The 24,151-nt window shown below is 72.9% G+C and carries 21 protein-coding genes; 6 read left to right on the top strand and 15 right to left on the bottom strand.

What is annotated here, in order from left to right; genetic code table 11:
* The first annotated feature begins 39 nt into the window (after window positions 1-39).
* The 4 genes from J2S66_RS06020 (at window position 40) to J2S66_RS06005 (ending at window position 2,678) form a co-directional block, all read left to right on the top strand.
* Window positions 40-459: a roadblock/LC7 domain-containing protein gene (locus J2S66_RS06020; protein ID WP_306746234.1), complete on the top strand. Its 420-nt coding sequence runs from the start codon at window positions 40-42 to the stop codon at window positions 457-459.
* On the top strand, window positions 456-812 hold the full coding sequence (locus J2S66_RS06015) for a DUF742 domain-containing protein (protein ID WP_306746235.1): 357 nt from the start codon (window positions 456-458) through the stop codon (window positions 810-812). Before J2S66_RS06020 ends, J2S66_RS06015 begins: the two co-directional genes overlap by 4 nt.
* Window positions 793-1,401: a GTP-binding protein gene (locus J2S66_RS06010; RefSeq protein ID WP_306746236.1), complete on the top strand. Its 609-nt coding sequence runs from the start codon at window positions 793-795 to the stop codon at window positions 1,399-1,401. The genes J2S66_RS06015 and J2S66_RS06010 overlap by 20 nt, the downstream gene beginning before the upstream one ends.
* Before the next feature lie 83 nt (window positions 1,402-1,484).
* On the top strand, window positions 1,485-2,678 hold the full coding sequence (locus J2S66_RS06005; RefSeq protein WP_310314682.1) for a cytochrome P450: 1,194 nt from the start codon (window positions 1,485-1,487) through the stop codon (window positions 2,676-2,678).
* A gap of 70 nt (window positions 2,679-2,748) precedes the next feature.
* On the opposite strand, the gene J2S66_RS06000 is transcribed toward J2S66_RS06005, so the two are convergent.
* From J2S66_RS06000 to J2S66_RS05945, 12 genes are all read right to left on the bottom strand, one after another.
* Window positions 2,749-3,996, bottom strand: coding sequence for a cytochrome P450 (locus J2S66_RS06000; RefSeq protein WP_310304760.1), 1,248 nt, complete (start codon window positions 3,994-3,996; stop codon window positions 2,749-2,751).
* 146 nt (window positions 3,997-4,142) lie between these two features.
* Window positions 4,143-4,679 (bottom strand): hypothetical protein, encoded by a 537-nt coding sequence (locus J2S66_RS05995; protein WP_310304759.1) that lies wholly within the window; start codon window positions 4,677-4,679, stop codon window positions 4,143-4,145.
* A complete protein-coding gene (locus tag J2S66_RS05990; RefSeq protein ID WP_310304757.1) occupies window positions 4,676-5,224 on the bottom strand; it encodes an HD domain-containing protein in 549 nt (182 codons plus the stop codon). Before J2S66_RS05990 ends, J2S66_RS05995 begins: the two co-directional genes overlap by 4 nt.
* Entirely contained in the window at window positions 5,221-5,571 is a 351-nt protein-coding gene (locus J2S66_RS05985; protein WP_310304755.1) for a PRC-barrel domain-containing protein, read from the bottom strand. Before J2S66_RS05985 ends, J2S66_RS05990 begins: the two co-directional genes overlap by 4 nt.
* Before the next feature lie 64 nt (window positions 5,572-5,635).
* Complete coding sequence (locus tag J2S66_RS05980) at window positions 5,636-8,461, bottom strand: discoidin domain-containing protein (protein ID WP_310304753.1); 2,826 nt, start codon at window positions 8,459-8,461, stop codon at window positions 5,636-5,638.
* Window positions 8,458-9,882, bottom strand: a complete 1,425-nt coding sequence (locus J2S66_RS05975; RefSeq protein WP_310304751.1) for a glycoside hydrolase family 43 protein — start codon at window positions 9,880-9,882, stop codon at window positions 8,458-8,460. Before J2S66_RS05975 ends, J2S66_RS05980 begins: the two co-directional genes overlap by 4 nt.
* 38 nt (window positions 9,883-9,920) lie before the next feature.
* Window positions 9,921-12,422, bottom strand: coding sequence for a glycoside hydrolase family 127 protein (locus J2S66_RS05970; protein WP_310304749.1), 2,502 nt, complete (start codon window positions 12,420-12,422; stop codon window positions 9,921-9,923).
* An 83-nt stretch (window positions 12,423-12,505) separates the two neighbouring features.
* Entirely contained in the window at window positions 12,506-13,354 is an 849-nt protein-coding gene (locus J2S66_RS05965) for a hypothetical protein (RefSeq protein ID WP_310304747.1), read from the bottom strand.
* A gap of 35 nt (window positions 13,355-13,389) precedes the next feature.
* Window positions 13,390-14,187, bottom strand: a complete 798-nt coding sequence (locus J2S66_RS05960) for a carbohydrate ABC transporter permease (protein ID WP_310304745.1) — start codon at window positions 14,185-14,187, stop codon at window positions 13,390-13,392.
* Between the two features lie 10 nt (window positions 14,188-14,197).
* The gene (locus J2S66_RS05955; protein WP_310304743.1) at window positions 14,198-15,142 is read right to left on the bottom strand and encodes a carbohydrate ABC transporter permease; all 945 of its coding nucleotides are present in this window, start codon (window positions 15,140-15,142) and stop codon (window positions 14,198-14,200) included.
* Between the two features lie 5 nt (window positions 15,143-15,147).
* Window positions 15,148-16,401, bottom strand: a complete 1,254-nt coding sequence (locus J2S66_RS05950; RefSeq protein WP_310304741.1) for an ABC transporter substrate-binding protein — start codon at window positions 16,399-16,401, stop codon at window positions 15,148-15,150.
* A 35-nt stretch (window positions 16,402-16,436) separates the two neighbouring features.
* Window positions 16,437-18,332, bottom strand: a complete 1,896-nt coding sequence (locus tag J2S66_RS05945) for a glycoside hydrolase family 127 protein (RefSeq protein ID WP_310304739.1) — start codon at window positions 18,330-18,332, stop codon at window positions 16,437-16,439.
* A gap of 177 nt (window positions 18,333-18,509) precedes the next feature.
* On the opposite strand from J2S66_RS05945, the gene J2S66_RS05940 reads away from it, so the two are divergent.
* Window positions 18,510-19,535: a LacI family DNA-binding transcriptional regulator gene (locus tag J2S66_RS05940; RefSeq protein WP_310304737.1), complete on the top strand. Its 1,026-nt coding sequence runs from the start codon at window positions 18,510-18,512 to the stop codon at window positions 19,533-19,535.
* A 3-nt stretch (window positions 19,536-19,538) separates the two neighbouring features.
* Here the strand turns inward: J2S66_RS05940 and J2S66_RS05935 are convergent, their stop codons facing one another.
* Both J2S66_RS05935 and J2S66_RS05930 read right to left on the bottom strand, forming a co-directional pair.
* Window positions 19,539-19,958: a CBS domain-containing protein gene (locus J2S66_RS05935; RefSeq protein ID WP_306746250.1), complete on the bottom strand. Its 420-nt coding sequence runs from the start codon at window positions 19,956-19,958 to the stop codon at window positions 19,539-19,541.
* 94 nt (window positions 19,959-20,052) lie between these two features.
* Window positions 20,053-21,360: an alpha-amylase family glycosyl hydrolase gene (locus tag J2S66_RS05930; RefSeq protein ID WP_310304731.1), complete on the bottom strand. Its 1,308-nt coding sequence runs from the start codon at window positions 21,358-21,360 to the stop codon at window positions 20,053-20,055.
* Window positions 21,361-21,538: 178 nt separating this feature from the next.
* On the opposite strand from J2S66_RS05930, the gene J2S66_RS05925 reads away from it, so the two are divergent.
* Entirely contained in the window at window positions 21,539-23,233 is a 1,695-nt protein-coding gene (locus tag J2S66_RS05925) for an aminotransferase class V-fold PLP-dependent enzyme (RefSeq protein ID WP_310304729.1), read from the top strand.
* Here J2S66_RS05925 and J2S66_RS05920 read toward each other — a convergent pair.
* Window positions 23,230-24,135, bottom strand: coding sequence for a DUF6801 domain-containing protein (locus J2S66_RS05920; RefSeq protein WP_310304727.1), 906 nt, complete (start codon window positions 24,133-24,135; stop codon window positions 23,230-23,232). The genes J2S66_RS05925 and J2S66_RS05920 overlap by 4 nt on opposite strands.
* Between the last annotated feature and the right edge of the window lie 16 nt (window positions 24,136-24,151).

Raw genomic sequence — 24,151 nt, 5'->3', positions numbered from 1 at the left:
TGGCAGCGCAGGCCCAGGACCGCGGCCCCGACAGCCCGGATGAACACCACCGACCGCGACCTCGACTGGTTGCTGGAGAACCTCCTCGACAGGACCCCCGGCTCCCGGCACGCCCTGGTGCTGTCCAAGGACGGCCTCAAGCTGTGCCGCACCCGCGGCCTCTCGGTGGACCAGGCCGACCAGCTCGCCGCCATCGCCTCGGGCATGCAGAGCCTCGCCTACGGCGCGTCCGTCGAGTTCGGCGACGGCACGGGCGGTGTGCGCCAGTCGATGACCGAGTTCCACGGTGGCCTGCTCTTCATCGTCGAGGCCGGGCAGGGCGCGCACCTGGCCGTCGTCGCCGTCGACGACGCCGACGCGGGCGTCATCGGCCACAACATGAACGAACTGGTCGAGCAGATCGGCGACTACCTCTCGACACCGCCGCGCCAGTCCCCGTACAGCTCGCGACCGGCATGAGCCCGCGCCTCGACGACGAGGACCCGGACCGCCTCTACACCATCACCGGCGGCCGCAGCCGGGTCGACGCCGGGTCGGTCGACCTGGTGACGCTGATCGTCAGCGAGAGCGAGCCGTCGCCGGGCATGCAGTCGGAGCACGTCCGCATCCTGCGGATCTGCCGCCGTCCCACCGCCGTCGTGGAGCTGTCGTCGGACCTGAAGCTGCCGGTCAGCGTCGTGAAGATCCTGCTGTGCGACCTGCTGGACGCCGGCGTGGTGACCGCCCGCCACCCGATGACCCGCCGCACGCCGGACGAACTCCCCTCCCCGGAACTGCTGAAGCAGGTGCTCATTGGACTCCAGAACCTCTGACACCGCGGCGCGCGAACCGCTGCGGGCCACCGCCCACCACGGCCTCAAGATCGTCGTGGTCGGCGGTTTCGGCGTGGGCAAGACCACCATGGTGCGCTCGGTGAGCGAGATCAGGCCGCTGTCCACCGAGGAGACCATGACCAGCGCCGGGATCGGCGTGGACGACAACGACGCCGTGCGGTCGAAGAGCACCACCACGGTCGCGTTCGACTTCGGCCGCATCACGCTCAACGACGAACTGGTGCTCTACCTGTTCGGCGCGCCCGGCCAGGAGCGGTTCTGGTTCGTGTGGGACCAGCTGTTCGCCGGGACGCTCGGGGCGGTCGTCCTGGTGGACACGCGGCGCGTGGCGGACTCCTGGTACGCCATCGACCGCCTGGAGCACCACGGCACGCCGTTCATCGTGGCGCGCAACGACTTCGGCGGTCCCCACCACTCGCTCGACCAGCTCCGCGACGCCCTCGACCTGCCGTCCCACGTCCCCCTGGTCGACTGCGACGCACGCCGGCGCGACTCCAGCAAGGCCGTGCTGGTCGCGCTGGTCAACCACCTCTTCGCCTTGTCCTCCGCCAGGGAGACCACGCCGTGACCCACCCGACCGACCTCACCGCGCCGACGCCGCCGCACGGCAGCGCCCCGCCGCCGGGGTGCCCCGCGCACGCCAAGCCCGTCGTGGCGTTGGAAGGGCCGCTGTTCCGGCAGCGGCCCGCCGAGCTGTACCGGCAGCTCCGGCGCGAGCACGGCCCCGTCGCGCCGGTGGTGCTGGAGGGTGGCATCCCCGCCTGGTACGTCATCGGCTACCGCGAGCTGCACCACGTGCTGACCAACGACCACCTGTTCGCGCGCGACTCGCGCCGCTGGAACCAGTGGGACCGCATCCCGCCGGACTGGTCGCTCATGCCGTACGTGGGCTACCAGCCGTCGGTGATGTTCGCCGAGGGCGCCGAGCACCGCCGCCGGTCCGGGGCGATCAGCGACGCGCTCGGCGAGATCGACCAGTTCGAGCTGCGGCAGCGCTGCGAGGAGGTGGCCGACGGCCTCATCGACCAGTTCGTGGTGTCCGGGCAGGCCGACCTGATGGCGCAGTTCGCGCACCCGATGCCGGGGCTGGTGGTGGCGAAGCTGTTCGGGCTGCCCGACAGCGACATCCCGAGGCTGGTGCGCGACCTCCAGACCTCCCTGGACGGCGGTGACGACGCGATCCCCGCCTACGTGCGGGTGGCGGGCGCGATGCAGGAGTTGGTGCGGCGCAAGGCGATCGTGCCCGGCCCGGACGTGCCGTCGCGGATGCTGGCCCACCCGGCGGGGCTCAACGAGGACGAGCTGACCAAGGACCTGCTGGTCATCATGGCCGCCGCGCAGCAGCCGACGTCCAACTGGATCGGCAACACGCTGCGGCTGATGCTGACCGACGACCGGTTCGCCGTGACGCTGTCCGGTGGTCGGCGCAGCGCCGGGCAGGCGCTCAACGAGGTGCTGTGGGAGGACACGCCCACGCAGAACTTCGTGGGCCGCTGGGCCACCCAGGCGACCCAGCTGGGCGGGCAGCGCATCCGGCCGGGCGACCTGGTGATCATGGGCCTGGCTGCGGCCAACACGGACCCGCAGGTGCGGCCGGACCAGCACTCGGGGTCGTCGGGCAACCACGCCCAGATGTCGTTCAGCCACGGTGAGCACCGCTGCCCGTTCCCCGCGCCCGAGATCGCCGAGGTGATCGCGAAGGCGGCGGTGGAGGTGCTGCTGGACCGCCTGCCGGACGTGGTGCTGTCCGTGGGCGTCGACGAGCTGGTGTGGCGGCAGTCGGTGTGGATGCGCGGCCTGGAGTCGCTGCCGGTGGAGTTCACCCCGGCCTACCTGTCCCGCTGAACCGCCCGGTGGTCGGGCGCCGTCCTGGTCGACGGCGCCCGATCACCGGGGCGGGTTCAGGCCACGGGGTTCAGGCCACCGGGGTCCGGGCCATCGAGGTTCGGGCCACCGGCGTGAAGACGACCGGCAGCTCGGCCGGGCCGCGGGTGAACACGCCGTGCTCGGCGGCCCGGTAGCCGTCCGCGAGCCGCACGTCGGGCATGGCGTCGAGCAGCATGTCCACCCCGACCTCGACCTCGGCCTTCGCCAGCAGCGCGCCGACGCAGAAGTGCCGGCCCAGCGCGAACGCGAGGTGGTTCGCCGCCGCGGAGAACGCGTTCGACGTGTTCAGGTCGTCGCGGAAGATGTCGAACTCGTCCGGGTGCGAGTACCGGGCGGGGTCGCGGTTGGCCGCGCCGATCAGGCACGTCACCGTGGCGCCCGCGGGCACCACGCCGCCGCCCAGCTCCACGTCCTCCGCGGGTTGGCGCATGATCATGTGCACCGGCGGGGTGTAGCGCAGCGTCTCGGCGAACGCCCTCGGGATGAGCGACCGGTCCGCGCGCACGGCGGCGAGCTGGTCGGGGTGCTCCAGCAGGTTGCGGAAGATCGCCGCGATGGCCTTGTCCGTGGTCTCCCCGCCCGCCGCGAGCAGCAGCGAGCAGAACGCCTTGACGTCCTCGTCCGACATGCGGGTGCCGTCGATCTCGGCTTCGCACAGCGAGGACAGCAGGTCGTCGCCGGGGTTCTCCCTGCGCCGCTGGATGATCGGGATCATGTGGGCGGCGAACTCCTCGCGGGTGCGCCGGCCGGCCTCGGCCACCTGCTCGTCGCCGCTGAGGTTGCCGAGGAACGCGATGGTGGCGGTGTACCAGCGGTGGAACTTCGCGTGGTCCGCCTTGTCCAGGCCCAGCATGTCCACGATGACGTTGATCGGGAAGTGCGTGGCGAACTGCCCCACCAGGTCGGCGTGGCCGTCGTGGCGGAACCCGTCGATCAGCTCGCGCGCGTTGCGCTCGATGACCGGCCGGAACTTCTCCTCCAGCACGCTGCCCCGGAACGCGGGGGCGACCAGCGCGCGGCGCACGGCGTGCTCCCGACCGCTCATCTGGAGGATCGTCCGCCCGTGCACGGGCGCGATCTGCCAGTCGTAGTTGTCGGTGGTGAACACCGGGTTGCGGAAGGCCCGCTCGACGTCCTCGTAGCGGGACACGATCCAGCTCCGCGTGGCCTCGTGGTGCAGGAGCGGCGCCCGCTCGCGCAGCACGCGGTAGGCGGCGTAGGGATCGGCGGCGAACTCCGCGGACAGGATGTCGGGTAATTCCCGTGCCGTGGTCATGACTCTCCCCGGGGGCAGGGTGCGGTGTCCGACCGAGGCTAATGATCATCTTGTGACAGGTCCAGCCTCCACCCGTGGGACGTCCGATCAGTCCACAATGGACCGAAGAGCACCCGGAGGGCGGTTGCTTTCCCGAGATGACGCGACTATGGGCGATCGACCGGCGGAGGAGTTCGGGCGGGCAGGTGCTCCTCGACGAGGTCCAGGACGGCGGCGCCCCTGCGCTCGTCGAGGAAGCGCAGCCCCATGAAGTTGTCGCCGGTGGTGAACCCCGGCAACGCCCAGACCGCCTCGTAGGGGATTTGCGCGGGTCGGAAGGAGCGCAGGCTGTAGACGTTGACCCACAGGCACTTGCCGGGGGCCGGGTTCCACAGGCTCCGGGCGAACGCCGGGTCGCGGAACGCGTGCCCGACCTCGCCCACCGCGAGCACGAGCTTGCGGCCGGTCAGCAGGACCACGTCACCGGTTCCCACCGTGCGCATCCGCCGGTCGTGCCGCTCGGTGGCTCCCCAGAACCGCGCGACTCCGCCCGGGTGGGCGCGGGCCAACCGGGTCAGGTCGTCCGGGTCGAGCAGCGCCCGCCGCCCGGCGTCGTCGAACGGCACCGGCCGGTCCAGGGTGAGCGACCAGCACCGCCGGGCCTCGGGCGTGCCGTACGAGGGCTGGACGAAGACCTGCGTCACGACCGGGTCCCCACCCTGCGCTCGACCCGGTCCGCGGTGGCGAGCAGCAGCGGTCCGCGCAGGTGGTGGACCCGCGCGTTGGGCGAGTCGGGCCCGTGCCGCTCCAGCATGTCGGCGAGCCGCCGGGGGACGGTGACCCGGCGTCCCCGGCTGTCCGTGGTCTGGTCGGCGTGGGTCAGGGCGTCGGCGACCGCGCTGCCCTCCCTCGGGTAGCGGTCGAGCCGGTCGTCGAGGCCGAGGTGGGCGGCCACCAGCCGCGCGCCGGAGTGGCGGGCGACCAGGGCGCACACCCGCGGCGGCCACCCCAGCCGCTCCAGGTGGCGGGCACCGTCGAGCGGGTGGAAGCCGGTGTCCGCGACCTCCGGGGCGTACCCGATGTCATGCAGCCACGCCGCCGCCACCAGCACCTCCCGGTCGTCCGCCGGCACGGTGACCGCCAGCTCGTCCGCCCGCGCCGCGACCGCGGTGGTGTGCCGCCACCGGTCCGCCGTCCCGCCGACCAGGCTCCGCGCCAGGTCCCGGGCGAGGTACCGCGCCGGGGTCACCGGCGGGCGAGGAGGCGTTCGCCCGCGCTGTCGTAGGGCAGCTGGTAGTGCGCGAACACCTTCGGTTCGTCCTGGGCGAGCAGCTCGCCGTCCGTGTCGATCGACGGCGCCTCCTTGACCAGGTCCTTCGGGTAGCGGACGCGCAGCTCCTTCGGCCGCACGGTGACCCCGACCGCCGGGACGAAGACCAGGCGGTGCCGTCCGATGAAGCCCACGGAGACGGTCAGGAAGCTGGGCTGGTCGGTCCTGGTGTCGACGTACACGGCCTCCAGGTCGCCGATGGTCTTGCCATCGGGGTCGATGACGTCCATGCCGACCCAGTCGCGGAGGTTCTCAGCGGGGAACATGCCGTCGGGGTACCCCGTCCCGGCCGGTCCAAGCAGGACCGGCCGGGACGGCCCCGATCGTGGCTCACGAACCGCGCTGGTACGCCTTGACCTCGGTCAAGGCCGTCTTGAACCCGGGCGCGTGGGTGAGCTGCACGCGCCACCGCTGGGCGGTGACCGGGGTGAACCGGACGTTGTTGTAGTTGGCCTTCGGCGTGCTCGGCGTCCTGCTCCGGACCGCCGCGGTCGCCCACCCGCCGCCCGTCCAGTACTGGACGGCGTACGAGGCGGGCGCCCGGTAGCGGTTGCCCGCGCGGTCGTCGCGGAAGTGCAGCCGCAGTTCGTCGACGGCACGCGGTTGGCGCAGGTCCAGCTCGTACCAGTCGGTCGCGTTCGGCGAACCCGACGTGCCCCACAGCGGCTCGTTGGTGGGCAGCCCGTCGACGGCCGCGGCGGTGGAGGTGCCGGGCGCGGTGTGGGACGCGGTGACGGCCGCGCCCTGCGCCAGGTTCGGCGTGGTCGAGGTCAGGTCCACCCCGGCCTTGGCGAACACGTCGACCATCCGGGCGCTGCCCTGCACGACGTCCTGCGGCGCGCGCAGGCCCGCGAACGGCGTGCTGAACAGCACCGATCCCGAGCCGGACGGGAACGTGACCGCGCCGGACGCCGGGTCGTACAGCACGCGGGTGAGGCGGTCGGCGGTGAACGCGCGCGTGCCGTTCAGGTAGACCGAGTAGCCCTGGGGCACGCCCGGGTAGCGGGTGACGCCGTCGGCGGGGTCGTCCCACACGACGGTCAGGTCGAGCCCCCGGTAGCGCAGGTTCTCCACCGCGAAGTGCGACCAGCCGATGTCGATGGGCGACAGCTCGACGCGGGTGTCGGTGCGCGGGCGCAGGCCGGCCACGTCCTCGACCACGGTCCAGTTGCTGCTGCCGAGGATGTTGTGGTGGATCCACGAGCGGTAGTCGATGGTGCGGTTGGAGCCGTTCCAGTTGGCCCAGAACTCGTTCGCGTCGGGCCACTGGGTGTTGCCGCCCACGTACTGCGCCCAGGTGTTCCAGTAGAGCAGCTTCTTGTAGTCCTCCGCGGTCATCCACTGGTTCGGGTAGTTGCGCAGCACCGAGGAGTACAGCCGGAACTGCACGGTGGAGTTGATGGTGGAGAAGTTGTTGGAGCCGGGGTGCCCGGCCGCCGCCGCGGCGGCCTTGTCCCGCTGGTTGGCGGTGTAGAACGGGAACACCGGGTACTCGGCGGGGTCGGCGAACAGCCGCAGCGCCTGCTTGTACTGGTCGGTGCTCGGCATCATGCCCACCGAGTACGGGTAGTAGTTGTTGATCTCCTTCCACGGCACGTGGGTGTTGGTGGCCACGTGCTTGTGCTCCAGCAGCTGCCGCGACGGGTTCCACAGCGTGTTCACCACGCCGTTGCGGACGCGGTCGGCCAGCGCCCGCATCTCGGCCGCCTTCGCGGTGTCGCCGACCAGCGCGTACGCCTGCTGGGCGGCCATCGCGCCGCTCCACACGTACGCGGTCTCGGCCCGGTCGAGGTTGCCGGCCCGCCAGTCGAACGACACCGCGTCGGCGTCGTTGCCGGTCATCGCGCCCCAGTCGTACTCGATGACCCCGTTGTTGTTGGTGTCGTAGGTGGCGAGCTGGCCCTCGGCGTCGCCCTCGGCGTAGCGGGCCAGGTTGCCGGCGATGGCGCGCTGCCCGCCGTGCACCTGGTAGCTGCGCCAAGCGGCCTCGGAGATGTACTGGGTGTAGGAGTTCGACCAGTTCTCCGGGTCGCCGGGGTTGTCCATGAACCGACCGCCCTTGGACGACTGGCCGGCCGACAGCCACGGCCCGTAGGAGTACACGGGATCGCGCAGGTACTTCAGGTCGTCGATGTGCATGGGCTGGGTGAGCGCGATGGCGTTGTTGTAGCCCGTGACGCCCTCGATGGACACCGGGAACTGGAAGTCCTGGCCGGGGATGTCCACGTCGAGGTGGTTGAAGCGCATCAACCACCAGCGGTAGTAGACGTTCTTCTTGATCGCCGGGTCGGGCACGTCGATGTACGGGATGTTGTCCGCCCACCAGCGGTTGTAGTCGCGCACGTGGGTCGCGAACGCGGCGGCGGGCGTGCGGGTGCGGTAGGCGTCGTACTCGGTGCGCGACTGCGGGATCTCGTCGGTGACGAAGCCCATCACGACCTTGGTGGTGGTCGACTGGCCCGCGCCGAGCGTGACCGACCGGTCGAGGCCGCCGTTGGCGGGGGTGAACCCGTCACCGGCCAGCCGCGGCCAGATCGTGGTGAGGTTGTTCTTCACCTGCCGCCGGCCGGTCAGCTCCGAGCCGGTGGCGGTCGTGGCGTACGGCGAGGTGACGCGCAGCGCCAGCGTGGTCGACGCCGAGCCGGTGTTGGTGACGGTCAGGTTGGTGACGGCGACGTTGTCGTGCGTGATGAACTTCGCGACGTCCACGCGCACGCCGGCACGGGTGTAGACGCCCTTCCAGTGGCTCGGGGCCTGCCACCGGTTCGACACCTGCTCGGTGAGCGAGCCGGAGCCGACCGTGATGGCGTAGGCGTGCTGGCCGCTGATGTTGTCCCAGTAGGCGGCGTTGCCGCCGAACCCGACCACGCCGGGGTCGTGGGTGTACATGAACAGGCCCCGGCCCCGGGTCATCAGCCACGGGCCGGCCGGGTCGTTGCCGGGGCGGGCGAGCAGGCGGTCCACCCAGAAGTCGGTGCCGCCGCTCTCCGCGTCGTGGATGGCGCGCATGGTGCCGTTGGTGCTGAACCCGACCGGCGGCGCGGGGATCGCGGGGCCGGAGAACGTCGGGTAGCCGATGGTCTGCGCGGCGGAGGCGTGCTGCGCCGGCACGAGGAGGGCGCCGAGCACCACGACGGCCGCCAGCCGCCTGGTCACGCCTGGAAGGCTTGCCATTCCAACACTCCCGTCGAGAAGTCGGGCTTCGAGGTGATCGACAACCGCAGCCGGGTGGTGCTCACGGCGGTGAACGTGGTGCTGTTGGAGGTGTTCCCGGCGACGCCGCAGGCCGACTGGCCGGGCACGGGCGCGTAGGCGCTGCCGGTCCAGTACTGCACCTGGCACGAGGCGGGCAGGTCGATGCCCTGGTCGTCGTCGAACCAGTAGGTGGACACGCGGTTCACCGACTTCGCGGTGGGCCAGGTGTACTCGACCCACTGCGTGCCGCGCTCCGGCCAGTTGCCGTAGGCGAGGTTCGAGCGGTCCGCCGAGTTCGCGGGCGTGCCGCCGTTGTTGAGCGCGGCCAGCGACTCCCACGCCGAGACGTACGAGGTGGACGCGGCCGCCGACGGGGCGAGGTTCGTGCCCGTGCCGGGGTTGGTGCCCGGGTTCGGCGGCGGCCCGGTCGTGGTCTGGGTGACCTTGCGCATCGTGCCGTCGGCGTTGAAGTGCAGCAGGTCGACCGCGACGGAACGGCGGAAGTCGCCGCCGCCGGGCGCGTCGGCGTTGTGGTAGACGATGTACCACTGCCCGTTGAACTGCACCACGCCCGCGTGGTTGGTGGTCGAGGAGACCTGGTCGAGCACGACGCCGCGGTGCGTCCACGGGCCGAGCGGGCTGGTGGCGGTGGCGTAGCGCTGACAGGCGTGGCTGGACGACGTGACGCAGCCGTTGGTGTCGTTGGCCGCGTACACCATGTAGTAGAGGCCGTTGCGCTTGAACATCCAGGGCGCTTCCCAGAAGTTCGCCAGGCCCTGCGGCGTGACCACCGGACCGTCCAGCTCGATCATGTCGGGCTTGAGCTTCGCGGCGCGGGCGCCCCAGTAGCCGCCCCAGTAGAGGTACGCCTGGCCGTCGTCGTCGGTGAACACGGTCGGGTCGATGTTGAGCCCGGACGAGTTGGGCGTGCTGTCGCTGATCAGCGGCCCGCCCTTGGCGTCGCGGAACGGGCCGAGCGGGCTGTCGCCGACCGCGACGCCGATGTCCATCCAGCCCGCGCCGTTGCCGTTGACCGAGGTGTACCAGTAGTACTTGCCGCCGCGCGGCTCGACCTCGCTCGCCCACGCGTCCGCGCCGGCCCACGGGAAGGTGGCGATGTTCGCCCGCGCCCCGTGGTCGGTCCACGTGGCGGCGTCGGTGCTGGACAGCACGCGCCACTCGCGCATCCGGAAGTTGGTGTCGCCGGGCGGCGCCTCGTCGCGCCCGGCGTAGACGTACAGGGTGTTCCCGACGACCAGCGGGGCCGGGTCGGCGGTGTAGTAGGAGGTGACGATGGGGTTCGCGGCGAGCGCGGGCGGTGCCAGGGCGGTGACGAGCGCCAGTGCGGCGCCCAGCCCGAACACCCGGTTGCGGGTGCGCATGTGCGTGCTCCTCGGAGGAGGCAGGTGGGGTGGTGGGGTCAGCGGCCGGTCGCGTGCAGGTCCGCGACCTCGGCGGCGCCCAGGGCCCGCCCGTGGAGGCGGAACCCGTCGACCGCGCCGTCCAGGTACGGGTCGTTCGCGTACTGGGAGCGGCCGATCCGGTTCTGCGCGGTGCTGCCCAGCGACGCGGGCCGCAGGGTCAGCGCGGTGTTGCGGGCGACCTCGGCGCCGTTGACGTAGAGCACGCCGAGGTCGCCGGCCTGGGTGACGGCGACGTGCGTCCACGCGCCGGTGGGCAGCGGGTTCGCCGCGTCGATGCGCTGCTCCGCGCCGGAGCCGCCGGTGGTGACGGCGTACCGGACGCCGCCGGCGGAGCTGCGCGGGGTGAGGAACAGGTAGCCGCCGGTGCCGGTGCCGAAGTCGAACACCCGCGCCCACGTGGTGAGCGCGTCCAGCCGCACCCAGGTGGCGACGCTGAACGCCGTCGCGCCGGCCAGCAGCCCCGCCGGGAGGACGACGTGCCCGCTCGTGCCGTTCAGCTCGACCGCCGAGCCGGTGCGGCCGGTGGTCCAGGTCGCGCCCACGAGCGTGGCGGTGCGCCCTCCCCCGGTGGCGTCGGCGGCCGTCGTGCCGCTGCCCTCGTCGAACGGGTAGTGCGCGATGAACGCGGGCGCGGGCGTGCCGGCCACGTTCCAGTAGACGGTGTACCGCTGCCGGTGCGTCTGGTGGAACGGGGCCAGCGTGACCTGCCCCGTGCTCGCGGTCGCCGTGTAGCGCAACGGCGTGCCGGTGGCGCGGATCGTCTCGGGCCGCAGCGTCGGCAGGGTGCCGGGATCGGTGGTGCCGTACCAGCCGGCGAGCACGATCGGCCCGTGCTCGACCGCCTGCACCGCCGGGTTGTCCGGGGCGCTCTCGCGGGTCAGGGTCATGGGCAGGCTCAGCTCGACCACGTCCCCGGACGCCCAGGTGCGGTCGAGGCGGGCGTAGCCGCCCGGTGTCGCGGCGACAGGCGTGCCGTTGAGCCGCAGCTGCGCCCCCGCCGCCCAGGACGGCACGCGCAGGCGCAGGTCGATCGGGCCCGTTCCGGTGACGGTGAGCTTCGTGGAGGGCGTCTCGGGCCACCCGGTGTCCTGCCGCACGGTGAGGCCGCGCCCCGGCCAGGTCAGCGTGGACGGGATGAACAGGTTCACCCACAGGGTGTTGCCGCCGTGGAAGTAGATGCTGTCACCGTGCTTGGTGTTGGTCTCCATCCCGGTGCCGTGGCAGCAGGTGAAGTTCTGGTAGTCGTTGCTGTAGGTGCGCTGCCCGCCGGCGCGCAGCGGCACGTAGTAGCTGTGGTGGCCGTGCGCCGAGTCGGGGTCCTGCGCGCCGAGCAGGTGGTTGTAGAGCGCCTTCTCGTGGAAGTCGAACAGCTCCGGCCGGCCGGGGTTCGTGCGGAACAGCTGCCGGGTCAGCTTGAGCATGTTGTAGGTGTTGCAGCACTCGCACGTGTGGTCCGACAGCTCCGAGGCGATCCGGTTCGGGGCCTTGAAGTACTCGCCGTTGGAGTTGCCGCCGATCGCGTAGGTGTGCGCGTCGACGACGGTGTCCCAGAAGGACGTGGCGATGTCGCGGTACCGGGTCTCGCCGGTGGCGTGGTACTCGCGGATCGCGCCGAGCGCCTTGGGGATCTGCGTGTTCGCGTGGTAGCCGTCCAGCGCGTCGCGGCCCTGGGCGAGCGGGTCGAACACCTCGGCGTGGTCGAAGTGGCGGGCCGCCGCGAGGTGCGCGGGGTCGCCGGTGAGCTGGTGCAGGTTGGCCAGCACCTCGTTCATGCCGCCGAACTCGGTGTCGAGCATGTTCTGCCGCTGGGCCTGGGTCAGCCGGCCGTTGCGCCACGCCACCCAGCCCGCCATCCGGGTGAGCACGGTGAGCGCCTGCGCGTTGCCGGTGAGCAGGTGCGCGTCCAGCAGGCCGGCCAGGATCTTGTGCAGCGTGTAGTAGGGGGCCCAGACCTGTTGGCGGGCCTCGACGCGGTCGATGAAGCTCTCCGGGAACGCCGACAGGTAGCCGGTGTTGTACCCGGCGGCGGTGGCGCGGTCCTGGCAGGTGGCCAGGACCGCGACCAGGTGGTCGGACTTCGCCTTGAACGCGGTGTCGCCGGTGCTCGCGTACGCCTGGGCCAGTGCGGTGAGCACGTGCCCGGTGGTGTGGCCGCGCAGCTCGGTCGTCGGCGACTCCCAGCCGCCGCACGGGGTGGCGCCCGACGGCAGGCCGACGTTGAGGCGGAAGGTGTGCAGCAACCGGTCGGCGTCGAGGAACCTGAGGTAGGCGTGGGTGCGGTTGGTGTTGGACTGGAACGGTCCGGCGTGCAGGGCGACCGCGCCGAGCGGGAACGGGTCGGCGGACGTGCCGACGTCGGGACGCGCGGCGGCGGCCGGTCCGGTGGGACCCGGGGCGGCGAGGCCCGGAGCGGCGCCGGTCGCGGTGGCGCCGGCCGTCGCGGCGAGCACGGCGCCGGCGCGCAGGACGGCACGCCGGGAGGGGGTTGGCAGGGACATGGGCGTCACCTCTCGTGACGGGTGGGGCGGGGTGGGGCCGGCGCCCCCGCCGGAGGCAGGGGAGCGGGGACGCCGGCTCGGGATCAGTAGCCGTAGCGGTTCTTCAGGTGCCGCCACCAGTCGCGGAACATCCAGGCGTCGAAATCGGTGATCCGCGGGGAGCTGCCGGCCTTCATGAGGAAGCCGCCGACGCCACTGGGGGTCCAGTCGTAGAAGTCGTCCAGGCCGAACGTGTGGCCGATCTCGTGCAGCAGGATCGTCATGTCACCCGTGTTCAGGTTGTTGACGAAGTACTCGCTGCCCATGCGCTGGCCCCAGTCGCCACCCGCGCCGCCGCCCATGCCGGCGGTCAGCCACAGCGACTGGTCGTAGTGCCGCGCCACGCCGCCCGGGCAGTTGCGGTACTGCCCGTCGCGGACGAAGAACCGGCCGCACGGCTCGGCGCACTGCGGCGCGTTCTCCCGGATGTTGTTGACGTAGACGTCCACGGAGTTGTCGGACCACTGGAGCGTCGCGCGGTCGCGCACCGCCCAGCCGACCACCTTGACCGGCACGGTGGCGTACGGCCAGTTGTTGTGGCCGACCATGAGGTCGACCCACTTCCTGTACTGCTCCGCCAGCTTGGCGTGGATGCGGTCGCGCAGGGACGCGGACACGGGGGCCGAGGAGTCCCAGCGGACGCAGAAGTTCAGGTAGCCGCCGTTGGCGAACACCTGGTCCCAGCCGTAGTTGCGGAACCCGTACAGGTTGCCGTAGGTGCTCTCCTGGTGGCTCCACACCTGGTTCAGGGGGGTGACCAGGGTGGACGGCGGGCTCCACGTGGCGGGGTTCGCGGCGGTGGCGACCTCCGCCGAGGCCGGTTGCACGACCCCGCCGACGGCCACCACGCCGAGCAGGACGGCCAGGACGGTTCTCTTCCAGGATCGCGGCACTGCGATCCTCCTTCCGGGTTGTCGGTGGCGGCGGATCAGCCTTTGAGCGCTCCCGAGGTGAAGCCGCGCACGTAGCTGCGCTGGAGGAGCGCGAACAGCACCAGGCAGGGCACGGCCATGAACACCACGCCCGCCTCCAGCGCCGCGTAGTCGATCGACCCGTGGCTCGCGGTGCGCATGTTGACCACGGCGAGGGTGGTGGTGAACTTGTCGGTGGAGTTGAGCAGGATCAGCGGCGCGAAGAACTCGCTCCAGGACGTCAGGAACGCGAACAGCGCCACGGTGACCAGTCCCGGTCTCACGGCGGGCAGCATGATCCGCACCAGCGTCCCGAACGACGTGCAGCCGTCCACCCGGGCCGACTCCTCCAGCTCCACCGGGACGGCGGCGAACGAGTTGCGCATCATGAACACCGAGAACGGCAGCTGGAACGTGACGAGCACGAGGCTCAGCCCGACCAGCGAGTCCTCCAGGCCCAGCCACCCCAGCAGCACGTACAGGGCGATCAGGATGGTCGCGTACGGCACCATCAGGATGGCCAGGGTGAGCAGGAACAGCACGTCCCGGCCGGGGAAGCGGAACCGGCCGAACGCGTAGCCGCCGAAGGTGGCCACGAGCAGCGTGCCGCCGACGGTCAGCGCGCTGACCACGACGCTGTTGAGCACGTGCCGGAGCGACACGCCGTCGGTCGCGGAGAACAGCCGGTCGTAGTTCTCCAGGCCGAACCCGGTGTCCGTGCGCACCGACGCGAACGCGGCCCACACCAGCGGGAACAGGAACAGGATCGCCAGCGCCGAGCCGGTCAGCCAGAAGGGGACGCGGTTCTCCTTCACGATTCCCCCTTCACGAGGACCGGCGGCGCAGGACGCCGAGCTGGACGGCGTTGAACACGACGAGCACCACGAGCAGCACCACCGAGATCCCCGCGGCGGACCCGAGGTCCAGGCGCACGAACGCCTCCCGGTAGACCACCATGACCACGGACGTCGTGCTGTTGTCCGGGCCGCCCCGCGTCAGGATCCAGAACTGGTCGAACGCGAGCAGCGACCCGGTCGTGATCATGGTCAGCACCAGGGCGATCGTCGGGCGCATCAGCGGCAGCGTGATCCGGCGGAACGCCTGCCAGCGGGTCGCGCCGTCCACCCTGGCCGCCTCGTGGACGTCCGTCGGGATCGCCTGGAGGCCGGTCAGCAGGATCAGCATGGCGAACCCGGCGAACCGCCACAGCACCAGCAGCACCGCCGAGGCCAGTGCCGAGTCGGGGCTGCCGCCGGTCCACGACACGTACCCGTCGACCAGGCCGAGCCACGCCAGCAGGTCGGTCACCGGCCCGATCTCGTCGCTGAGCAGCCCCAGGAACAGCAGTGACGCGCTGGCGAAGCCGACCGCCATGGGCAGGTAGAACGCGGTGCGGAAGAACCCCACGCCGGGCCTGCGGTGCTGCACCAGCAGCGCGAGGCCCAGCGCCACCGCGAACAGCAGCACGGTCGTGATCACCGTGTACTTCACGGTGAACCAGGCCGCGGTGCGCAGCAGCTCGTCGTCGGCGATGCCGGTGTAGTTGTCCGGCGCGTTGAGCCGGGGCTTGCCGAGCAGCGGCCAGCGGTGCAGCGACATCCACGCGACCAGGCCGAGCGGCACCAGGAAGAACAGGCCGACCACCAGTGCCGTCGGTGCGGCGTAGGCGGCGCCGACGAGGGCTCGCGCGCGGTCGGCGCGGCGGCGCGGCGCGGTCGGGGCGGCGGGTGGTCGCCGGGTCTCCTCGCGGCGCGGCAGGGTCGCGGTCATCGTCCTCAGCCCTGCCGGAGGGACTTGGTGATGGCCTCGTCGCCGTCGGCGAGCGCCAGGGCCGCGTCGCCGAACAACGCGCCGCGCACGGTCCGCAGCCACGGGCTCTGCGGGTCGTTGAACGAGGCGTTGAAGTTGCGGGCGTAGGGCGTCCGGCCCTTGGCGACCAGGCTGTTCGCGGTGACCAGGCGCGGGTCGGCCTCCGCGTGCTCGTTCTCGGCGAGGTCCGTGCGGGTCGGCACGCCCTTGCCCTTGGCGACCACGCCGACCTGGGCCTCGTCGGAGGTCGTCCAGGCCAGGAACTCCCAGGCCGCGTCCTCGTGCCCGGTGGTCGCGCCGATGCCCATCGCGTCGCCGCCGACGAACGTGGACTCGCCGCCGTCGAGGCCGCTGATCGGCGCGACCCCGACGTCGACCCCCTTCGCCTCGATGGCGTCGAGCCACACGGACGGGCCCGGCGCGATGCCGACGTTGCCGCTCTGCAACGCGCCGAGCCAGGTGGGGCCGGCCTCGTCCTTGGACGCGGGCGCGGCCACCCCCTCCTCGTAGAGGGAGCGGTACAGGGCGAACACGTCGGCCATCTCCGGCGAGTCGACGGTGGCCTCCTGCCCCTCGGCGTCCAGGACGTCGCCGCCGTCCGCCCACACCGAGGGCCACATCGTGAACTCGACGCAGCCGCCGCAGTTGCCGCCGAAGTACGTGCCGTGCACGTCGCCGCCGAGCGCGTCGACCTTCCGCGCGTGCTCGGCGTACTCGCGCAGCGTGCGCGGCGGCCGCTCCGGGTCGAGGCCCGCCTTGCGGTACAGGTCCTTGTTGTAGAGCAGCACGGACAGGTCGACCGTGTGCGGCAGCGCGAAGTTGCGCCCCTCCCACGTGCCTGCCCGCACGTGGGAGGGCGCCACCCGGTCCTTCACGTCGAGCGCGGCGAACCGGTCGGTCACATCCGCCCAGAGGCCCTGGGAGGCGTACTGCGGCGCGAACACCACGTCCGCGGCGAACAGGTCGGGCAGGGCCTTCGCCCCGGCCGCGGACGCGAGCTTCGCCGGGTACTCCTCGTTGGGGTACGCGGTCACCTCGACGCGGTCGCGGTGGGTGGCGTTGTAGGCGTCCGCGTACGCCTTGGACACGGCCTCGGTCGCGGCGCGGGTCCACAGGGTCAGCACCACGCCCTCGTCCCCGCCGCCCGCGTCGGGCGCGGCGCAGGCGGCGGCGGTCAGCGCCAGCACGGCCACGGTGGTGCGAAGCCCTCTTGTGGTCACCGGTCTCTCCTTCGAGCGCGGTCCGGGGGTCGGGATCAGTCGGCGGGGAGCCAGACCCGCATGGTGGACGGGCCCCGGCGGGCCCAGCGGTGGTACGGCACGAGCGTGAACGGGGCGTGCGCTCCGGCGGTCGGCGTCGCCGGAGCGCCGTAGGGCCAGGGGGCGTCGGCCGGGTGGTCGACGCGCGCCCGCACCTCGACGCCGTGCGGCACGTCGACCGGCGGGGTGGACGGGTCGACGCGCAGCAGGTCCAGGTCCACGTCCCCGAGCGACTCGGCGCAGTACACGACCGGACCGCGTTCCACGGCCACGCAGCCGCGCACGGCGTCCACCCGGGGGTCGGGCGCGGTGAACCGGGGCCGCACCGGCAGCTCCAGCCGGATCTCCTCCCCCACCGCGAAGTTCCGGTGCACCACGACGTCGCCGACCGGCGCGGGGTGGCGGCCGTAGGTGGTGGCCAGCACCGCACCGTCGGCCCAGCCGGGCACGCGCAGGGTGATCGACCACGGCCGGTCGTCGGTCTTCACCACCCGCACGGTCACCACGCCGTCGTCCGGGTAGTCGGTGCGCACCCGCAGCCCCACCTCCCGGCCGTCGGCGAGGCGCGTGTCGATCTCGGCGTCCAGGTACTGGTGCAGCCGCACGCCGGTGTCGTCGGCGGTCGCGGTGTAGCAGGCCAGCGAGGCCAGCAGCCTGGCCGCGTTGCCCAGGCAGCACGACACCTCGAACCACGGGGCCCGCGGCCCGCCGCCGAAGCCCAACTGCTCCTCGTCGTCGGAGACCTCGGCGGTGGGCGTGCGCTGGTGCAGGGTGTGGGCGTAGAAGAACGAGCGGCCGTCGTCGGCGACGGCGGTGGCCACCACGTTGTGCAGGATGCGCTCGACGACGTCGTCGTAGCGGCCGTCCCCGGTGGCCAGCAGCAGGCGCCAGGCCAGCATGATCGCCGCGACGCCCGCGCACGTCTCGGAGTAGGCGCGGTCCGCCGGCAGCTGGAAGTCCGGGCCGAACGCCTCGTCGGTGTGCCGCGAGCCCATGCCGCCGGTCAGGTAGGTGCGCCGGGCCAGGGCGTGGTCGAACTGGGCGGCGACGGACCGCAGCAGCTCGTCGTCCCCCGTGTCCACGGCCACGTCGACCGCGCCGCACGCCAGGTACAGCGCGCGCACGGCGTGCCCGTGCAGGGAGGTCGACTCGCGCACCGGCACGTCGTCGCTGAAGTAGGACCAGCCGAACTCGTGGCGCGGCAGCGTCCGCCTGCCCCTGCGCTCGACGAACAGGGCGGCCTGGTCCAGGTAGCGGCGCTCCCCCGTGACGCGGGCCAGCTCGACCAGCGCCACCTCGATCTCGGGGTGGCCGCACACGCCCTGCCGCCCGTCGGGGCCGAACTCGGCGCACACGTGGTCGGCGACGCCGCGGGCGACGTCCAGCAGCCGGTCGGGCCCGGCGGTGCGGGCGCGGGCCACGGCGGCCTGGATGAGGTGCCCCGCGCAGTACAGCTCGTGCCCCCAGGCCAGGTCGCCGTAGCGGGGCGGGCGGCCGGGACCGCCGAACGCGGTGCCGAGGTAGCCGTCGGGGGCCTGCGCGGCGGCGACCAGTCCGGTCAGCTCGACGACGGCCGCGTCCACGGCGGGGTCGCCGCCGCGAGCCGCCTCCCAGGACAGGGCCTCCAGCAGCTTGTAGACCTCCGAGTCGGAGAACTCGCGGCCCCGCCGGTCGGGCGAGCTGTGGCCGGCGGCGAAGTTGGCGGTCCAGCCGAGCCGGTCGAGCCAGGACCGGATGTGCGGCAGGGTCGCGGCGGCGTTGACCTCCTGCCGCCGGGCCCAGGGACCGCCGGTGACGCGCACCTCGCCGAGCCCCAGCGGGCGGAGCGCACCGCGCCGCGGCACGACGGGTCGGCCACCCACCGCGGTGGTGTCCGGCGACGTCAGCGTCATCCAACCCTCCCGGGGCACCGCCGGGCGGGCCGTCCCGCACCGGTTCGCCTTCGACCATGGCAGTCGAAAACGTTTTCGGCAATTGCCAATCTCATGTTGGCCGAAATCCGGGTTAGATGCGGTGACGTGCGAATACAATCGAATCGGCGTTCGACGAAACAGTTCGAAAGGCTTTCGATGGCCAAGCGGCAGTCATCCTCGACCACCCTCAGCGACGTCGCCGCGCGCGCCGGGGTGTCGATCTCCACCGCGTCGAAGGCCCTCAACGGCCGCGACGACGTGGCCGCCGCGACGCGGGACCGCGTGCTGCGCGCCGCCGCCGAACTGGCGTTCCAGCCGAACGCCCTGGCGCGCGGCCTGATCTCGGGGCGCACCCGCACCATCGGGCTGCTCACCGACGAGCTGGGCGGCCGGTTCGCCATGCCGATCCTGCTGGGCGTGGAGAACGCGCTGGCCAACGAGCAGATGTCGGTGCTGCTGTGCGACGCGCGCGGCGACGCGATCCGCCGCCACCACTACATCAGCACGCTGCTGGCCAGGCAGGTCGACGGGTTCATCATCCTCGGCGACGACAACGACGTGCGCCCCTCGCTGACCCGGGGCATCCCGGTTCCGGTGGTGTACGTCTACGGCGAGTCGGCGGACCCCGCCGACCTGTCCGTGCTGGCCGACGACGAGGGCGGCGCGAGGCTCGCCGTCGAGCACCTGGTCTCGTTGCGGCGCAGGCACATCGGCCACGTCACCGGTCCGCAGGCCTACCGGGCGGCGCGCGACCGGGTGACCGGGCTGCGCACCGTGCTGGCCGAGCACGGCCTCGACCTCGCCGGCGGCGCGCCCCTGCACGGGGAGTGGTCGCAGCGCTGGGGCCGGCACGCCGCCCGCACCCTGCTGGCCACCGCTCCGGAACTGGACGCGGTGTTCTGCGGCAACGACCAGATCGCCACCGGCGTCGCCGACGTCCTGCGCGACCTGGGCAGGCGGGTGCCGGAGGACGTGGCGATCGTCGGCTACGACAACTGGGAGGAGTTCGCCGTCGACTGCCGTCCCCCGCTCACCACGGTGGACCTGGACCTGGAGCACCTGGGCACGGCCGCCGCCCGCCTCCTGCTGGACCGGCTGGGCGGCGACCGCGCGGGTGGCGTCGTGCGCCACCCGTGCAGGCTCGTGGTCCGCGAGTCCACCGCGCCCGCCGCGGCGCCGTGACGGTCAGGTGTTGCTGCGGGCGGCGCTGATGTCGGCAAGCCCGGACAGCGAGTCCTGCTCGATCGCGGCGTCGCCGAGGGAGAACACGCCCACGGCCCGACCGCCCTCGACCACCGGGATGCGGCGGACCGCCTTCTCCCGCATGCGGGTCACGGCGGTGTCGACGTCCTCGTCGGGGGTGGCGGTGATCAGCTCGTCGCTGCACACGTCGGCCAGCGAGCAGCCGGACAGGTCCTCGCGGTCGGCGAGGCCGCGGACGACGATGTCGCGGTCGGTGACGATGCCGCGCACCTGGTCGCCGTCGACCACGAGCACGTCGCCGATCCCCTGGTCGCGCATCGCCTGCGCCGCCTGTCGCACCGGGGTGTCCGGCGCCAGGGTCACCGGGTTCGCGGTCATGAGGTCACGCACGTACTGGGCCATCGGCAGTTCCTCCTCGTGTGGAGCGCGTTGTGCGGTCGGACCCCGGTTACCCACGACGACGCGGCGCACTCCCCCGGGGCGCGACGAACCCGCGTCAGCTGGCGAGCACGGCCCAGCCGTGGGGCGGGAGGTCGACGACGTCCCGGCCCGTGTCGGCCGTCCCGGCGAGCACGCCGCGCACCCCCGGCGCGGGCAGTCGGCACGGCGCGTCGGCCAGGTTCAGCGCGACGAGCAGCCGCTCCCCCCGCCCGGCCACGGCGTAGACCAACTGCTCGTTGGCGACGTGCACCTGCTCCGGGGCCGCGGTGTGCAGCCACGGGTGCCTGCGGCGCAGGCCGATCAGCTCCTGGTGCAGGTGGAAGGTCGGCAGGCCCAGCGGGGACAGGCCCGACGGGTCCGGCGGGAACGGCGGTCGCACGGCGTCGTCGCCGCCCGCGCGGTCCGCCTTGACCCCGCGGAACGCGTGCTCGTCGCCGGACCACACCGCCGGGGTCCCGCCCAGGGTGAACAGCACGACGTGCGCGTGCGGGAGGTGGCGCTCGTCGGAGAGCACGCTGGCGATCCGGGTCACGTCGTGGTTCCCGACGAACGTCCAGGGCACGAACGACTCCAGGAACACCGCGTGCCGCTTCAGCGACCAGGCCAGCTCGAACAGGTTGCGCTCCTCGATGCCGTGCCAGACCGCCTGCCACAGCTCGTACTGGGTGACCGCGTCCAGCCCGCCGACGGCCACGGCGCGCGCGTAGTCGCCGTGGATGACCTCGCCGACGACGTACGCGTCGGGGTGGGCGGCGCGCACGGCGGGCAGCACGCGGGCCCAGAACTCCGGCGGGACGGCGTAGGCGGCGTCCAGCCGCCACCCGTCCGCGCCGCGGTCGAGCCAGTGGACCATCACCCGGGTCACCAGGTCGACGACGGCCTCGCTGGAGTGGTCCAGCTCGACGAGGATGTCGTGGCCCTCGAAGACGTCGACCTCCGGTTCGACGCCGGGTTCCCACCGCTCGGGCCAACGCGGCCGGAACCAGTCCGCCGTCGGCGCCGACGGCCCCTGCTCGGCGAGCGCCCGGAACGCGGGGTGCCGCCGGCCCACGTGGTTGAACACACCGTCGAGCAGCACCCGGACGCCGCGGGCGTGCGCGGCGGCGACCAGGGCGTCGAAATCGGCCTCGTCGCCGAGGCGCGGGTCGATCCGGAAGTGGTCGACGGTGTCGTAACCGTGCGTGCTCGACGCGAAGACCGGGCCGAGCGCCAGGCCGTTGCAGCCCAGCTCCAGCAGGTGGTCGAGCCAGCGCTCCAGGTGCGGCAGCCGGTGGTGCACCTCGTCCACCGCGGACCGCTCGGCGCCCGTGAAGCCCAAGGGGTACACCTGCCACCAGATCGCGTCGGCCACCCACCCGGGCATGCTTCTCCTCCACTCGGTCCGCGGGTGCCGCGCCGGCGCGGCACCCGGTCATCCTCCGACCTCCGGCCCGTCGCCGCCTCCCGACGGCGCTCCGCCCGGCGTCCCGGGGGAGCGCGCGGGTCGCGGTGTTGCCCTTTGTTCCCTGGAAACGGGCCGGCGCATCCACGATGGTGGACGAGTGGCGGAGAACACGCTGATCCAGCTCGTGCGGGAGTCGACCATCGGTGAGGACCAGGAGGTGACCGGGCCGTACGGACCGCGTCGGCTGACCTACGCGGACCACACCGCGTCCGGTCGTGCGCTGGCGTTCGTGGAGGACTTCATCCGCGACGAGGTGCTGCCCTGGTACGCCAACACCCACAGCGACTCCTCGGCCGCCGCCGAGCAGATCACCGCGCTGCGCGAGGAGGCCCGGCGGGTGATCCGGGACGACCTCGGCGGCGAGGACACGGTCGTGGTCTTCAGCGGCTCGGGGGCCACCGGCGCGATCGACAAGCTGATCACCATCCTGGGCCTGCGCGTGCCCGCCGCGCTCGAAGAGCGTTACCAACTGACCGACGCGATCCCCGCGCGCGACCGGCCGGTGGTGTTCGTCGGCCCGTTCGAGCACCACTCCAACGAACTGCCGTGGCGCGAGTCCGTCTGCGACGTCGTGCGAGTCCCGGAGGGCGACGACGGCCACCTGTCCGAGTCGGCCCTGCGCGACGCGCTGGTGCGCCACGCCGACCGGCCGGTGCGGATCGGGGCGTTCTCGGCGGCGTCCAACGTGACCGGCGTCGTCACCGACGTCCACCGCGTCTCGCGCCTGCTGCACGCGCACGGAGCGCTCGCGTTCTGGGACTGCGCGGTGGCCGCGCCGCACCGCGAGATCCGCATGGGCGGCGGGGAGGACCCGCTGTCCTACCCGGACGCGGTGTTCCTCTCCCCGCACAAGTTCCCGGGCGGACCGGGCACGCCGGGCGTGCTGGCGGTGCGCCGGGGACTACTGGCGAACCGGGTGCCGAGCGTGCCCGGTGGCGGGACCGTCGACTACGTCACCGCGACCCGCCACCGCTACACCGACGACCCCGCGCACCGCGAGGAGGGCGGCACGCCGGGGATCGTCGAGTCCATCCGCGCCGGACTGGTGTTCCGCCTGCGCCGGGACGTGGGGCCGCAGAACGTCCACGACCGGGAGCAGCGGTTCCTGCGGCGCGCGCTCGACTCGTGGTCGACCGACCCGGACCTGGAGGTCCTCGGCGACCCGGACGCCGAGCGGGTCGCGATCGTGTCGCTGCTGGTGCGCGGGCCGAACGGGCGCCTCCTGCACCACAACTACGTGGTCAGGCTGCTCAGCGACCTGTTCGGCATCCAGGTCCGGGGCGGGTGCTCGTGCGCGGGCCCGTACGGCCACCGCCTGCTGGGCATCCCCCCGGACCGCGCGCTGAGGTTGGAGCACGAGGTGGCCGGCGGCCGTGCGGGCATCAGGCCCGGCTGGGTGCGGGTCAGCTTCGACTACACCATGTCCGACGCCGTGGTCGACTACGTGGTCGAAGCGGTGCACCGCGTGGCCGCCGCCGGGTGGGCGCTGCTGGAGGACTACCGGTTCGACCCGCGGACCGGCCGGTGGCGCCACCACCGCGCCACCGGCCCCCGGCTGGCGCTGTCCGACCTGCGGTACACCCGGGACGGGCGCCCGGCCCGCCGCGCGCTGGGCGAGGACGCCCTGCCCGGCCACCTGGCCGACGCGGCCCGCATCGTCGCCGGGGCGGCCGGTCCCCGCGCCACCGCGCCGGGGCGGGTGTCCGACGGCTTCGACGAGCTGCGCTGGTTCGAGCTGCCCGCCGCCTGCCTGGCCGGCCCCGGTGCGGGGCGCGAGGTCGTGCCCGGTTAACCGCGGGCGGGCGGCGTGGTGAAGACCAGGCCCTGGCTCTTGGCCGAGCGGAACCCCCGGACGTCCCGGGTCACGACCTTGACCCGGTGCAGGCTGTCGGGTGCGAGACCGGTGAGCGTGGCCTGCCGCCCGGTCACGAAGGCGACCGGGGTGTCGTCCAGGAACACGTCGTAGCCCCGGGTCTCGAACCACCAGGGGGTCGCGTACCAGGTCAGGGTCGCGCTGGTCGGCGTGGTGGCCGTCACCGCCAGCTGGGAGGGGCGCACCGGCCGCTCGATGATGACGCTCTCCGAGCGCAGCACCCCCACCACGTCGTCCTGCCCCGGGTCGTGGGCGCAGGTGGCGGTGATCGTGCCCAGGGCGGTGCCGTCCGCCCGCTCGACGCGCAGGGACAGCGCGAGGTCGTCCAGGTGGACGGCGTGGTCGCCCGACTGGTGGAAGGACATCGCCGGGAAGCCGCCCGCGGCCCGCAGCACGTCACCGGGCCCGCCGACCGGGGTCGGCGCGAACGTCAGGGCCGCGCTGGAGGTCCGCGTCCCGGACGGGCCCGTCAGGGTCGCGCCGAGGGTCGCGGTGCTGTCGCCGTCGATGCGCACGGCCGCACCGGCCGGCCCGCCCGGCACGACCGCGCCGAGGGACAGCTCGACGTCCGCGTCGAGGAACGCGGGGTCCGCGTACCCGACGGTGCCGGGCCGGTCGAACACCTCGTCGGGCAAGCCGATCGTGACGCGGGCGTCGACGGGCACCTCGGGTCCGGGCGACGTGGCGCACGTGTAGGCGAGGGTGCGTTCGACGGGCGTGGCGGTCGCCGTGCCCGCCGCCCCGGCCAGGGCCGTGGAGCAGAACAGCGCCAGGGCGAGCGGGCGGACGAGGCCGCGCGTGGTCTTCCGGTCCTCCGGCAAGGAGTTCTCCCTCTTC

This window comes from Saccharothrix longispora (assembly GCF_031455225.1).
Lineage (GTDB): Bacteria > Actinomycetota > Actinomycetes > Mycobacteriales > Pseudonocardiaceae > Actinosynnema > Actinosynnema longispora.
The sequence above is the reverse complement of the archived record's forward strand: the minus strand, read 5'-3'. Positions and strand labels throughout refer to the sequence as shown.